The sequence below is a fragment of the Massilia sp. CF038 genome (assembly GCF_900129765.1).
Lineage (GTDB): Bacteria > Pseudomonadota > Gammaproteobacteria > Burkholderiales > Burkholderiaceae_D > Telluria_A.
Map to the genome: position 1 here is coordinate 1,887,077 of NZ_FQWU01000002.1, position 14,011 is coordinate 1,901,087.

Genomic DNA, 14,011 nt, shown 5'->3' on the forward strand with positions numbered 1-14,011 from the left:
TGGTTACAAGCAAATGTTGGCGTAAAAACATCGCCCTCGCGAAGGCGGGGGCCTATTCCACTTTACCGAATTCGGTGAAGTGCTTTGGGCCCCCGCCTTCGCGAGGGCGATGTGGTTAGTAAACTTCCGGATTCGGGTCCGTGCGTTCCATTTCCAGCGATGCCGCCAGCAGACCCAGCCTTGCCACCACCCCGTACACATAGAAGCGGTTCGGCGCCGCCGTACCCGGTTTTGCCTTCAAATCCGGCACCGCATGCTGCTGCGCAAACGCCAGCGGCACATACTGCGAACCTGGCGCGTTGAGATTCTGATCCACACCGCGCTCCGCATGAATCCGGTAGAAGCCGCCCACCACATAGCGGTCAATCATGTACACCACCGGCTCGGCCACCGCATCCTGCATGGTTTCAAAGGTGGGCACGCCCTCCTGGATCAGGATGTCGTTGATTTCCACACCATCCTTGATCACGGACATCTTGCTGCGCTGCTTGGCCGTCAGGTCCTTGACCTCGCTGGCATCGCGCACCGTCATGATCCCCATGCCATAAGTGCCGGCGTCGGGCTTGACGATGACAAACGGTTTTTCCTTGATCCCGTATTCCTTGTATTTCTTGCGGATCTTGGCCAGGAGCATGGTCACGTTATCGGCCAGGCATTCCGAACCCTGGTCTTCCTGGAAGTTGATCGCGCCACACTTGGTATGGAAGGGATTGACCATCCACGGGTCCACGTCGATCAGCTTGCCGAACTTTTTCGCCACTTCGTCGTAAGCGGCCAAATGGTTGCTCTTGCGGCGCAGGGCCCAGCCCGCATGCAGAGGCGGCAGCACCGACTGCTCGTGGATGTTTTCCAGAATCGAAGGAATGCCTGCCGACAGGTCGTTATTGAGCAAGATTGTGCAGGGATCGAAGTCAACCAGGCCCAGGCGGCGGCCATTGGCCGACCTGACCATCGGTTCCACCACCAGCATGTTCCCGTCCGGCAGCGCCAGCGGGGTCGGCTGGGTGATCTCGGGCGACAGGGAACCGAGCCGCACGTGCAAGCCGGTCTGGCGGAAGATCTGCATCAGGCGCGCCACGTTTTGCAGGTAGTGCGGATTGCGGGTGTGGCCTTCCGGCACCAGCAGCAGGTTGCGCGCGTCCGGGCAGTATTTATCGATGGCGGCCATGGCGGCCTGCACCGCCAGCGGCAGCATTTCGGTGGCCAGGTTATTGAAGCCGCCCGGGAACAGATTGGTATCGACCGGGGCCAGCTTGTAGCCGGCGTTGCGCAGGTCAACCGAGCAGTAGAACGGCGGGGTGTGCTCCTGCCATTCCATGCGGAACCAGCGCTCGATGGCAGGCGTGGCTGCCAGGATCTTTTTCTCGAGATCGAGCAAGGGGCCAGTGAGAGCGGTGACGAGGTGGGGAACCATGGAATGACGTCCTTCAGGCTTCTTGAGTATTGTGAACAGCGTAAATCGGGGCAGAACTTGCATTTTAAAGCCCTGGCGGGCCGGGAAATGCAAAAAGGCGCCCCGCAGGGCGCCTGAAGACCCGCTTGCGCGGGCCGAACATCAAGATCGATCAGGAATGATAGGCAGATTCGCCGTGGCTCGTGATGTCGAGGCCTTCCCGTTCTTCTTCTTCCGGTACGCGCAGACCGATCACCAGGTCCACCAGTTTGTAGGCAATGAAGGCCACCACGCCCGACCAGAGGATGGTGGTACCAACGGCAGTCAGCTGCGTCAATACCTGGCCACCGATCGAATAATCTGGCGATGGTTTGTTGGCAACGTAGTCGAAAATGCCCTGACCGCCCAGCGATGGCGAAGCGAACACGCCAGTCAGCAAGGCGCCCAGAATACCGCCCACGCCGTGCACGCCGAACACGTCGAGCGAGTCGTCGGCGCCAATCAGGCGCTTCAGGCCATTCACACCCCACAGGCAGATAATACCAGCGAGCAACCCGATCACCAAACCGCCCATTGGGCCGACATAACCGGCTGCCGGCGTGATGGCCACCAGACCGGCGACGGCGCCAGAGGCCGCGCCCAGCATCGATGGCTTGCCCTTGGTAATCCATTCGCCAAACACCCACGAGACGGTAGCGCAAGCGGTGGCCAGCAGGGTATTGATGAAGGCCAGTGCGGCGATGTCATTCGCTTCCAGTGCCGAACCGGCGTTGAAGCCGAACCAGCCCACCCACAGCAGCGATGCGCCGATCATGGTCATGGTCAGCGAGTGCGGGGCCATGGCTTCACGGCCGTAACCAACACGCTTGCCCACCATGATGGCGCCCACCAGACCGGCGATCGCTGCATTGATGTGCACCACGGTGCCGCCAGCGAAGTCGAGCGCGCCCTTCTGGAACAGCCAGCCAGCCTTGGCCGTTTCGCTGGTCAGCGTAGCCGCATCGGTGATGGCGTCAGGGCCGGTCCAGAACCAGACCATGTGCGCGATTGGCAGATAGCTGAAGGTGAACCACAGCACCATCACGATCAGCACGGCCGAAAACTTGATGCGTTCGGCAAAAGCGCCCACCACCAGGCAGCAGGTAATGGCAGCAAAAGTGCCCTGGAAGGCGACGTAGATGAACTCGGGAATGACGATCCCTTTGCTCCAGGTAGCAGCGTAAGCAAAGCTGCCCTTGACCGGATCGTAGATACCGTTCAGGAAGCGGCGGTCGAAGCTGCCGATGAAATCATTGCCGCCAGTGAAGGCCAGCGAATAACCGTAGATGCACCACAAGACAATGATCAGGGCAAACACCATGAACACTTGCAGCAGCACCGACAGCATGTTTTTCGAGCGCACCAGGCCGCCGTAGAACAGGGCCAGGCCGGGAATGGTCATCAGGATGACCAGCAGGGTTGCCACGAACATCCAGGCAGTGTCGCCCTTGTTCGGGGTGGGTGCGGCTGCCGGCGCAGCGGCAGGCGCAGCTTCGGCAACGGCAGCAGCGGCAGGGGCCGTGGCGGTTGCTGCGACTGGCTCGGCTGCGGGCGCAGCTGCCGGGGCGGCGGCGGGCGCAGTGACAGCCGCCGCTTCCGGTTTCGGTGCATCCTGCGCCGCCGCTGGCAGCGCGCCGCTCATGGCAAACAGGACGGCAGCCCCGGCCAGCCATGTGGTGATCATTTTTTTCATTATGGGTTCCCCTTAAAGTGCTTCGTTGCCGGTTTCACCGGTACGGATACGCACGACCTGTTCCAGGTTGTAGACAAAAATCTTGCCGTCGCCGATCTTGCCGGTGCGGGCGGCGCCTTCAATTGCTTCGATGGCCTGCTCGACGATTGCGTCGTCCACTGCTGCTTCGATCTTGGTTTTTGGCAGAAAGTCGACCACGTATTCGGCGCCGCGATACAGCTCGGTGTGGCCCTTCTGGCGGCCGAAACCTTTCACCTCGGTCACCGTAATGCCCTGGACATTGATGGCCGAGAGGGCTTCACGCACTTCGTCGAGCTTGAAGGGCTTGATAATGGCGGTAATCATTTTCATACGCTGCCTCGATTAGAAAGTTTTGGAGATGGTCAGCACGGCCGTGCTCTTGCCCAGGTCCTTGCCATCGACCGGGCTCACGTACAGTTCCGTGTTGGTGTCGACATAGGCCAGCGCAACGGTGGCGAAACCGAAGTCCTTGGTGATGCCGATCTTGTAATCGTTGTAGCTGAAGGCGCTATTGTGGGCGACGCGCTGGCGGCCCGCGTGCAGATTCAGGGTCAGGCCCTTGTCCAGCTCGATATTTGCGCCCAGGTCCAGGTAACCGCTGCCCTTGCTGTCGGCGGTGCCGAACAGGTTGGTGGTGGAATGCGAGTACTTCAGGTACGCCGGTCCGACGCCGACCTGGCCATACACTTCGAAGGTGTTGGCGCTCGGGTTCAGGTCGTTCGACGGGTAGAAGTAGTACAGGCCGCCCACATCGTAGGTGACGCCGCTGGCGATTTCGCCGCGCTTGCCGCCGTACAGGTCAATTTCGAGGTCGCCGTCGCCGCCCAGATCCTTGGTCCACTTGATGGTCGACGCCCACACGCCCGCGTAGAAGCCGCTTGGATTGTGGGTGTAGTCGGCACCGCCTTGCAGCGCCGGCTTGGCGCGCGTTTGCGACAGGCCGCGATAGCGGTAGTCGGTCGTCAGGGCCGCGTTGAAGGACACCGCGTGCTCTGGGGCCGCTTCCTCTGCCTGCGCGGCCGGCGCACCGATGGTGCCCAGAACGAGGGTCAACGCGGCGGCAAGCGAGAACTTGGTGGTCAGGTTTTTCATGGCATTTCCCTTATTGGTTTGAACGAATTGTGCCGTTGCGGTTTAAAATCGTGGATGGAGCATGAAGACGACTCCAGCTTCTTTAGCAGGAGTCATGCCAGGGCCAAATTCGTGGGGATGCGCTTGTTTTTTGCAGGAAGCTTACCCATATTGCCATTGATAAATTACCAAAAGGCGTTGCGAGGGCTGCACTTCTGCCATTTCGCACTACTTTGATGCAGGGCCGGCACCACAACGGTGCGACTTACTCATTTGACAAGGATTCAAGATGGACATGAACAACTTTTTCAACGATCTCCAAGGCAAGATCAACCAGGCGATCGAGAGTTCGCCGGCCAAGGATATTGAGAAAAACGTCAAGGCAATGATGACGCAGGGCTTTTCCAAGCTGGATTTGGTGACGCGCGAAGAGTTTGATATTCAGAATCAGGTGCTGGCCAAGACAAGGGCCAAGCTGGAAGCGCTGGAATTGCGGGTGCAGATGCTGGAAGAGAGTTTGGCGGCGCAGAAGGCCTGAGGGGCCGGCAACACACTGAACTAAAACAACATCGCCCTCGCGAAGGCGGGCTCGCATGCGAGCCCCCTATTCCACGTTTCCGAATTCGGCGACGTGGTATAGGCCCCCGCCTTCGCGAGGGCGATGTGTTTTTGCCGCGGGCCAGTGCGATGTGTTTTTGCCGCAGGCCACTGCGATGTGTTTTTGCTGCGGCCTGGCAGCGCCGTTTTTTAGCTGCGGGCAAACGCCAGCAGATCGGCATTCACCTTGTCCTTGTGCGTATCGGTCAAGCCGTGCGGCGCGCCTGGATACACGATCAGCTTGGCGCCCTTGACGATGGCAGCCGATGCCTTGCCCGACGCATCGATCGGCACGATCTGGTCGTCATCACCGTGAATGATCAAGGTCGGCTTGTCGAACTTCTTCAAGTCGGCACGGAAATCCGTTTCCGAGAATGCCTTGATCGAATCATAGGTATTCTTGTGCCCCGCCATCAAGCCTTGCGTGGTCCACGACTGGATCAAGCCCTGCGATACCTTGGCACCCGGACGGTTGAAACCGAAGAAGGGACCTGAGGCAATATCCAAATACAGCTGCGAACGGTTCGCCACCGAGCCAGCGCGAATGCCATCAAACACTTCCATCGGCAATCCACCCGGATTGTCGGCTGTTTTCAGCATCAGCGGCGGCACTGCCGACACCAGTACCAGCTTGGCCACGCGCTTGGTGCCATGCCGTCCGACATAGCGCGCCACTTCCCCGCCACCAGTGGAAAAACCAACCAGAATCGCGTTCTTCAAGTCCAGCGCTTCAATCAGCTGGGCCAGGTCGTCGGCGTAGTGATCCATGTCATTGCCGGTCCAGGGCTGGCTGGAACGGCCATGGCCGCGACGGTCATGCGCGATCACGCGGAAGCCGTTGTTCGCCAGGTGGAACATTTGCGATTCCCAGCTGTCGGAATTGAGTGGCCAGCCGTGCGAGAACACAATCGGCTGCCCTGCGCCCCAGTCTTTGTAGTAGAGCTCGACGCCGTCACGGGTGGTCAGTGTGCTGGAGGTGCGCGCCACCGGGCGTGCTGCGGGGGCAGCGCTGGCCGAAGCGCTCAGGCCTGCCATTGGCACCGCCACCACTGCCGCAGCTGCGGCTGCCATGCTGGCGCCACCCATCAGGGCAGAACGACGGGAGGTGCTGACAGCAGGTGCCGCCTCGGTGGCGCCAAACAGGAAGTTCTGAATTGCCGATGGGATCGCGTTTTTCATGATGTGTTCTTTCTAAAAGAGTGAACCAGCTGGAATATTAGTTAGCGCGCTAAGCATTTGCAGGGCGCCTGGCGCCGTGTGCGCTGCCATGGGAAGAACTTTAGCGCACTAATCGTTAGTGCGCAATCTATTTTTTAAATTTTTTTCCGCGCTCATTTTTCAAGGTTGCGCGCCAGCTTGCTCAAGCCTGCCATCAAGGCTTGCATTTCGCCGGTTTGCAGATTGCACGATTGGGCGATCTGCTGGTTCAGGCGGCCCCCCGCCTCGCGCAGCTTGCGCCCGGCATCGGTCAGGGTCAGCACCCGATTGCGCTCGTCCTTCGGATCGCGCTGGCGCAGCAGATAGCCTTCGGCCTCCAGCCGCTTGACAATGGGCGTCACCGAGCCCGAATCCTGCTCCAGGCGCATGGCCACATCGCGAATGCCCAGCCCCTCTTCTTCCCACAGCACCAGCATCACCAGGTATTGCGGATAGGTCAGACGCAGCTCGGCCAGCAGGGGCTTGTACAGCTGCGTCATCTTGAGCGAGGTCGAATACAGGTTGAAGCACAAGTGCTCCACCAACAGCGGTGGTTTGAGTGGGGTCGTCATGGATGGCGCTCCTTCATGCCAGGTGAGTCAGATTGTGCTGCATGCGCTGCAGCAAGGCCACTGCCTGCGCCCGTTCGTCAGGCGCAAAGCCCTGCACCAGGCGCGCATCAAGCTGCTTGCGGTGCTTTTGCACTTTTTTATGTACCAGGCTGCCGCGCTCGGTCAGGCTGAGGCGGTGGCAGCGGCGGTCGGCCGCGTCTTCGGTGCGGGCCAGCATGTCACGCTCGATCAACTGCTGGATGGTGCGGGCGATCTGCGCCTTGTCGCGCCCACTGTGCTGGACCAGCTCGCCCTGGGTGGAACCGGGATGGCGGGCAAACCAGTTGAGCGCACGCATTTCCATCGGCGTGATGGGGTCGCTGTCCTCGCGCAGCACTTGCTGCATGTGCGCCTTGACGCCGTGAATCACGGCGTTGAGCAGGTCGAGCACTTCTTGGTCGGGGTGGGTCGGCATGGTCGCATCAGAATCATCGTTGCCCCCATTATGAGGCAGCCAAAGATAGTTGACAACATCAACCATCGCGCGCAAAATAGTTGTCACAGTCAACTAATTAAACCGCAATGCATCCCTCCGACACACGACCCCACTCCTTCTGGCTGATTCCCATTCTGGGCGCGCTGGTGGCGTTTGCCCCGCTCTCGATCGACATGTATCTGTCCGCCTTTCCGCAACTGGCGCGCGACTTTCCTTCGATGCAAGGCGTGGCCCAGTTCAGTCTGGCGTGCTACCTGATCGGGATGGCGGTGGGACAGATTTTCTACGGTCCCTTTTCCGACCGCTGCGGGCGCAAGCTGCCCCTGTATGTGGGGCTGGGCGTGTACATTGCCGGGTCGGTTGGCTGCGCGCTGGCGACCAGCCCCGAGATGCTGCTGGCCTGCCGCTTCCTGCAGGCAGCCGGCGGCTGCGCCGGCGTGGTGATTCCCATGGCGATGGTGCGCGATATGTTCGATCAGCAATCGTCAGCGCGCACGCTGTCGCGCCTGATGCTGGTGATGGGCGTGGCCCCTATCCTGGCGCCCTGGATCGGTTCGCACGTGCTGGGCGCCTGGGGCTGGCGCGCCATCTTCTGGGTGCTGGCCATGTATGGCGTCCTGGCCATCGCCGCGGTGCATTTGATTCTCCCGGAATCGCTGGCGCCGGAGCGGCGCCGCAGTGTCTCGCTGGCGGCTTCGGCGCGTGCCTACTGGCATATGCTGAGCGAACGCCGCTTCATGGGGTATGCCCTGGCTGCCGCCTTCTCGACAGCGGGCATGTTTGCCTACATTGCCGCCTCGCCCACCGTGCTGATAGAGCACTACGGGCTCTCGCCCCAGCACTACACCTGGGTGTTCGGCATGAATGCCTGTGGCCTGATTGCCGCGTCGCAGCTCAACCATCGCCTGCTGGCCCGGTTCACCCCGGACCGAATTCTGTGGGTCAGTCTGGGTTTGATGGCTGCAGCCGGGCTGTGCCTGCTGGTGGCCGGTGTCAGCGGCAAGGCGGCCCTGCCGGCGCTGCTGGCGGCGCTGTTCAGTTTTGTCGCCCTGCTGGGCTTTATTTCACCCAACACGGGCGCTGGCGCCATGGCCGCGCACGGCGCCCAGGCCGGCAGCGCCTCGGCGTTGCTGGGCACGATCCGCTTCGGCATCTCCTTTTTTGCCGGCAGCGCGGTGGGTGCGTTCAGCGATGGGTCGGCCCTGACAATGGGCATTGTCATTGCCGTGTGCGGCGGCGCGGCCCTGCTGTCTTACTTGCTGCTGGCGCGCGCACCGGCGGCGGTCTAGGGTAGCGCGGCCGGCACGCAAGGCGGGCAATGGGCTTCCATCAGCGCGATCAGGCGGTCGCGAGTGGCGTCGCTCAGCTCGAAAAACTGCTGCATGGCAGCGCGGGGAATGTCGAATTCAATGAAGAACAACCAGGGTTCGAGCACATCTTTGGCGCCAAAGGCGCTCTGGCCCGCTTCGGTCTTGCCGGTCAACACGGCGGTGACCTGATCGCTATAGTATTTCACGTCCAGCCGAATTGACTGGATCGGCCGGTAGTCGAAGGTGCCGTCGGCCGGGTGCCCCAGCGGGCCGTAAGTAAAACCGCCAACCCGGGTGCCGCTGATATCGTAGTAATAGCCTTCGGTCAGGCGCCGCACATCCTGGGTGAACAGCATGTGTTTGCTGAAGGGCATAATCGCCAGCTGCTTGCGCGCCAGCATCCAGTCGCCCCCTTTGCGCAGCAGCAGCGAATCTTCGGCAATGAAGACGGCCACGCTATCGGCCGCCAGTTCGCCGTTGATAATGATCTTGCCTTGAAACTCGCCTTTGCAATCCATGCCCGTGCTCCTGTGCCGATCCGGTTGGTGTGTCCAGCCAGTATGTTTCGAATCGGCGCTGGTGGCAATCTCAATCCGGCGCCAGCGGCAGACAGACGGTAAAGCAGCTGCCCTCTCCGGGGACCGATCGCACCCGCAAGCTGCCCCCGTGCTGTTCAACAATGCCGAAGGAAATGGACAAGCCCAGCCCCGTCCCCTCCCCGGTTGGCTTGGTGGTAAAGAAGGGGTCGTAGATGCGGCCCATCACGCTCTCGTCCATGCCGGCGCCGGTGTCGCGAAAATCAATGCACAGCCTCTGGTCGGCAATGCGGCTGCGGATGGTCAGCGTACCTGGCACTGCATGCGCATCAGCGCCCTTGGCTTCAATCGCCTGACAGGCATTGACGATCAGGTTCATGAAGACCTGGTTCAGCTGCGCCGCCCGGCCTTCGATCAAGGGGTCGATCTCGAGCAGGCAATCGATGTGTGCTACCCGCGAATACAGGGTGCGCACCAGTTGCACCGTGGACTGCAGGCCGGCGCCGATCCGCATCGGCTTCTTTTCCCCGTCATCCATGCGCGAAAAGGTGCCCAGGTCCTTGACCAGCGCGCGGATGCGCGCCGTGCCATCGGTGATGGTGGCCAGCTGCTGGGACAACGCGGCAAAGCGGGTTTCCAGGCTGGCGCGCACGGCCGGCGCCGCGTCGGCGCCCGCCAGGTCCAGCAGGAACAGGCGGAAGCGTTCCAGATCTTCGGCCATCAATTGCGCACCTGCATGTGCGTAGTTGGTCGGGTTATTGATTTCGTGCGCGATGCCGGCGCTGAGCGTGCCCAGGGCTGCCATTTTTTCGTTGAGTACCAGCTTTTCCTGGGCGCTGGCCAGTTGCTTGTAGGCCAGCTCGGCACGGGCCTTTTCCAGTTCCACCGACTCCTTCTGCAGCACCACTTCGGAGGTGCGCTGCGCCACTTCGCGTTCGAGTTGCAGCTTTTGCCCGACCAGCGCGCGCACGCGCAGACGGTAGGCGCCGGCGATCGCTGACAGCAACAGCACCGCAGCGGCTATCCGGAACCACCAGGTGGCCCAGAACGGCGGCGTGATTTCAATGCTCAGACTGGTGCCAGCCTCGTTCCAGACCCCGTCCTTGTTGCTGCCCGTGACGCGGAACACGTAATGGCCCGGCGCCAGGTTGGTGTAGCTGGCGAAGCGCTTGCTGGCGTCCGTGAGGACCCAATCCTTGTCGACGCCTTCCAGCTGGTAGCGGTAGGCGTTGCGGCGCGGATCGGCGAAATGCAGGGCCGCAAATTCGAGCGCAAACATGGTGTCCTTGTAGGACAGCACGGCGTGGCGCGCGTTCTGAATCGGACCATCGAGCGAAAAGCCGTCCCGTGGACGGCCATTGCGGACCGACTCGTTGAAAATCAAAAAGTCGGTAATGCGGATTTGTGGTGCCACCGGGTTGCCGCGTACGGCGCCAGGATGCAGCAAGGTCAGGCCATCATTGAAGCTGCCGAACGCCATCACGCCGTCCGGCATGCGGTAGGCAGCGCCGACGAAATAATCGCCCTCGGCCATGCCGTCGCGCCCCGTGTAATGGCGGAACTGGCCGCTGGCAGGGTCAAAGTTGACGATGCCGCCTTCAGTGCTGATCCATAACTGGCGCTGGTCGTCTTCCAGGATGGCATTGATGGCCGGGCTGAGCAAGCCATCCTTGGCCAGCCAGGCGCGCACCGTCAGCGAGCCGTCGGCCTCCGTGATGATACGGTTCAAGCCGCCGCCGGTGGCGACCCACAAGGCGCCGTCGCCGCTTTCGTGCAAATGCGAGATGCGATTGTGGCTCAGGCGCACATGGCGGAATTGTCCGGTGGCGCGGTCCAGCAAGTCCAGTCCATTCGAGGTGGCCACCCACAAACGCCCGCGGCTGTCATCGAGCACGCTCCAGACGAAATCGTCCGCCAGGCTGGCGTCATCCTGGGCGTCATGACGGTAGGTGACGGCCTGGTCGGTGCGGGTATCGAGCCGGTGCAGGCCGCCGCGCGAGGCGATCCAGAGCATCCCCTTGCGGTCCGGCACGATGGCCTGGATGAAATTGGCCGCGTTATCGCCCGTGGCAAAGGGACGCGGTGTAAAGCGGCCACGGACCGGGTCGAACTTGCTCAGCCCGCCATTACGGGTGCCGACCCACAACTGTCCGTCCACATCGCGTCCCAGCGCAGTGGCAAGATCGTCGTTGAGACTTCCGGCAACGCCGGGCTGGTGTTTGTACACGGTGACCTTGCCGCTTTGCACGTCAAGCAGATTCACGCCGCCACCGTAGGCAGCCAGCCACAGCTGGCCGGGGCCAGCGCCGAGAATCGAAATGATCTTGTTGCTGCTCAGGCCAGCGGTCTCGGGCGGTGCGGCGGCAACGATGTGGCGAAATCCCCCACCGCTCAGGTCGATCCGGCTGGCGCCGGCAAACCAGGTGCCGATCCACAAAATGCCGGACCGGTCGTGGAACATGCTGGAGACAAAATTATCGGCCAGGCTGGCGTTCTTGCCGGGCTGATGGACCGAGGCCACGAACTGAGCCCGCGCCTCGTCCCAGCGCAGCAGGCCGGCTGTTTGCGTGCCTGCCCACATGGTGCCGCGCTTGTCACGAAACAGCGTGGTCACCGGGCTGGCGGGAAACCCTTCGGCGCTGCCCAGCGTGCGCCGCTGCACCGGTGTGCCATCGCGCACCTGCCACACTTCAAGGCCGACTTGCGTCCCCACCCACAAGGTCTCGCCCGGTCCCAGGGCCACGACGCGGACGGCATTGCGCTTGGGATCAGCGCCTGCGCTGGTGTCCAGCGGAAAGTGGGCAAACTGTGTGCTGCCGCGTGGAAGGTAATCGACACCGGCTGCGGTACCGATCCACAAGCCGCCCGCACTGTCGAACACCAGGCCGCTGACGTCGTCGGCGCCAAGCGAACTGCGATCGTCGGCGTGATGGCGCAGAAAGCTGGGCTGGTTGCGCGCCGGATCAAAGCGGACCAGGCCGGTACGCGTGGTCAGCCACAGCACCCCGTCGGCATCGCTGACAATGTTGCGCACATCGTAGTACGCGCCTTTGCGCGCATTGGCCACGTTATTCAATGCAGCGCTAAAATTGTCGCTGCCCGCGTTGTAGCGCTGCAAGCCAGTGCGCGTGCCCACCCATAACTGACCGCGCTGGTCCTGGTGCAAGGCCTGGACCGAGTTGTCCGAGATACTGGCGGGATCGGCGGGATCGTGCTTGTAGTTCAGAAAGCGGTAGCCATCGTAGCGAATCAGGCCGCCCTGGCCTGCGAACCACATGAAGCCGTCGCGGTCTTGCAGCATGGCCGCGACCGAGGCATGGGGCAAGCCGGTTTCCGTGTTCAACTGCTCAAAGCGCAGCTCGCCTGGTGCGGATGCCAAGGCCGCGGTGCCCAGCACCAGCAGGACCAGGGCCGCCAACCAGCGCCACAGCGTGCGCTGCATCACAGCAACCCGCGGTGCGGGTCCTGCCGGTGGCACAGGTGCCGCGTAGCCCAGGATCAGGTCGGCCGCTTTTTCCGCAATCATCACCGTGGGCGCGTTGGTATTGCCACCAATCAGAGTTGGCATGATCGAGGCATCCACTACCCGCAGATGGGCAACACCGTGCACGCACAGGCGATCGTCTACCACCGCCATGGCATCGTGCCCCATCTTGCAGGTGCCAACCGGGTGGTAAATCGTGCCTGCCTTGCGGCGGATGAAGGCTTCGATGGCGGCGTCGTCCTGCACCTCGGCGCCGGGGAACAGTTCCACACCACGATAGGTGTCAAAGGCGGGGGCAGCCAAAATGCGGCGCGCCACTTTCACGCCGCGCACCAGGCTGGCCATATCGTCCGGATGGTCGAGGTAATTGGGATCGATCAATGCCGGCGCGGCAGGATCGGCACTGGCCAGGCGGATGGTGCCCCGGCTTTTCGGCCGCAAGTCACACACGTGCAGGGCATAACCATGGCCAAACAGGGTGTACGCCGCACGCGACAAGGTGTGCCCGTGGTCATCCAGATGCGCGGGCGTGAAGTGCAGCTGCAAGTCGGGCGCCGCCAGCGCGGGAGTGCTTTTCACAAAACCACCGCCTTCAGCAGCATTGCTGGTGAACGGGCCCTTGCGGAAAAGGACGTAGTTGAAAAAGTGCAGCATCGGTGACAGCGCATTGCGCAGCGACACGCCGAGCGAGACCGCCTTGCTGCATTGATGCACCACCAGCACGTCGAGATGGTCCTGCAAGTTGTGGCCCACACCCGGCAAGGCGTGGCGCACAGGAATGCCATGGCGCGCCAGCTGGTCGGCCGGTCCAATACCGGACAGCATCAGCAATTGGGGGGAGTTAATGGCGCCGCCGCATAGCAGCACCTCGCGCTCGGCCCGCAGTTCACGCTCGCTACCGTCTTTCACAAACGCGACCCCGGTGGCACGCTTGCCTTCCATCAGGATGCGACTGGCATGCGCAGCCGTGATGACGGTCAGATTCGGACGCTGGCGGACGGGGTGCAGGTAGGCACGCGCCACGCTCCAGCGCTCGCCATTTTTCTGCGTCAGCTGGTAAGGACCGATGCCCTCTTGCTCGGCACCGCTGAAATCGTCGTTGTAGCGATAGCCGGCTTGTTGCCCTGCCTGCACGTAGATCCCCGTGAGCAGATTGCTGCTGCGCTGATCGGCCACGTTGAGCGGTCCGCCCACGCCGTGGTAAGGCGTGGCGCCGCGCTCGTGATGTTCGGCGCGTTTAAAGAGCGGCAACACGTCGGCGTAGGACCAACCGCGATTGCCCAGTGCCGCCCAGTGGTCGTAGTCGCTGGCGTGGCCGCGCGTATAGACCATCGCGTTGCTCGAGCTGCTGCCGCCAAGCGTTTTGCCACGGGGCCAGAACATACGGCGTTGTTCAAGATGTTGCTGGGGTGTGGTGAAGTAACGCCAGTTGAGCACTTTGCTCAACATCATGAAGATGATGCCGACCGGCATATGGATCAGGGGATGGCGGTCGGCGGGCCCGGCTTCCAGCAGGCAGACAGTGACGGCCGGGTTGGCCGACAGGCGGTTGGCCAGCACACAGCCAGCGGAGCCTCCGCCCACGATCAGGTAATCATATTTTTCCATTGCCAAACATTGTGC

11 protein-coding genes are annotated in these 14,011 nt (G+C 62.1%); 2 read left to right on the forward strand and 9 right to left on the reverse strand.

What is annotated here, in order from left to right; genetic code table 11:
- Nucleotides 1-115: 115 nt before the first annotated feature.
- From gshA to BUC24_RS19015, 4 genes are all read right to left on the reverse strand, one after another.
- Nucleotides 116-1,414 carry a glutamate--cysteine ligase gene (gshA, locus tag BUC24_RS19000; protein WP_073219815.1) on the reverse strand — a complete coding sequence of 433 codons (1,299 nt, stop codon included), beginning with the start codon at nucleotides 1,412-1,414 and terminating at the stop codon, nucleotides 116-118.
- Nucleotides 1,415-1,565: 151 nt separating this feature from the next.
- Nucleotides 1,566-3,125, reverse strand: a complete 1,560-nt coding sequence (locus BUC24_RS19005) for an ammonium transporter (RefSeq protein ID WP_073219818.1) — start codon at nucleotides 3,123-3,125, stop codon at nucleotides 1,566-1,568.
- Between the two features lie 12 nt (nucleotides 3,126-3,137).
- Entirely contained in the window at nucleotides 3,138-3,476 is a 339-nt protein-coding gene (locus BUC24_RS19010; RefSeq protein ID WP_054266216.1) for a P-II family nitrogen regulator, read from the reverse strand.
- A 12-nt stretch (nucleotides 3,477-3,488) separates the two neighbouring features.
- Nucleotides 3,489-4,238, reverse strand: a complete 750-nt coding sequence (locus tag BUC24_RS19015) for a TorF family putative porin (protein ID WP_073219821.1) — start codon at nucleotides 4,236-4,238, stop codon at nucleotides 3,489-3,491.
- Nucleotides 4,239-4,506: 268 nt separating this feature from the next.
- On the opposite strand from BUC24_RS19015, the gene BUC24_RS19020 reads away from it, so the two are divergent.
- Nucleotides 4,507-4,755, forward strand: a complete 249-nt coding sequence (locus BUC24_RS19020; protein ID WP_073219824.1) for an accessory factor UbiK family protein — start codon at nucleotides 4,507-4,509, stop codon at nucleotides 4,753-4,755.
- 209 nt (nucleotides 4,756-4,964) lie between these two features.
- On the opposite strand, the gene BUC24_RS19025 is transcribed toward BUC24_RS19020, so the two are convergent.
- From BUC24_RS19025 to BUC24_RS19035, 3 genes are all read right to left on the reverse strand, one after another.
- The gene (locus BUC24_RS19025; RefSeq protein WP_073220375.1) at nucleotides 4,965-5,900 is read right to left on the reverse strand and encodes an alpha/beta fold hydrolase; all 936 of its coding nucleotides are present in this window, start codon (nucleotides 5,898-5,900) and stop codon (nucleotides 4,965-4,967) included.
- A gap of 245 nt (nucleotides 5,901-6,145) precedes the next feature.
- Nucleotides 6,146-6,583: a MarR family winged helix-turn-helix transcriptional regulator gene (locus tag BUC24_RS19030; RefSeq protein WP_073219826.1), complete on the reverse strand. Its 438-nt coding sequence runs from the start codon at nucleotides 6,581-6,583 to the stop codon at nucleotides 6,146-6,148.
- A 13-nt stretch (nucleotides 6,584-6,596) separates the two neighbouring features.
- Entirely contained in the window at nucleotides 6,597-7,037 is a 441-nt protein-coding gene (locus BUC24_RS19035) for a MarR family winged helix-turn-helix transcriptional regulator (protein WP_073219828.1), read from the reverse strand.
- A gap of 107 nt (nucleotides 7,038-7,144) precedes the next feature.
- Here BUC24_RS19035 and BUC24_RS19040 point away from each other — a divergent pair, with 107 nt between their 5' ends.
- Nucleotides 7,145-8,347 carry a Bcr/CflA family multidrug efflux MFS transporter gene (locus tag BUC24_RS19040; RefSeq protein ID WP_073219831.1) on the forward strand — a complete coding sequence of 401 codons (1,203 nt, stop codon included), beginning with the start codon at nucleotides 7,145-7,147 and terminating at the stop codon, nucleotides 8,345-8,347.
- Here the strand turns inward: BUC24_RS19040 and BUC24_RS19045 are convergent.
- Both BUC24_RS19045 and BUC24_RS27535 read right to left on the reverse strand, forming a co-directional pair.
- Nucleotides 8,344-8,886 carry a hypothetical protein gene (locus BUC24_RS19045; RefSeq protein ID WP_073219834.1) on the reverse strand — a complete coding sequence of 181 codons (543 nt, stop codon included), beginning with the start codon at nucleotides 8,884-8,886 and terminating at the stop codon, nucleotides 8,344-8,346. The genes BUC24_RS19040 and BUC24_RS19045 overlap by 4 nt on opposite strands.
- Nucleotides 8,887-8,956: 70 nt before the next feature.
- Entirely contained in the window at nucleotides 8,957-13,996 is a 5,040-nt protein-coding gene (locus tag BUC24_RS27535) for a choline dehydrogenase (RefSeq protein ID WP_083598994.1), read from the reverse strand.
- Nucleotides 13,997-14,011: the final 15 nt, after the last annotated feature.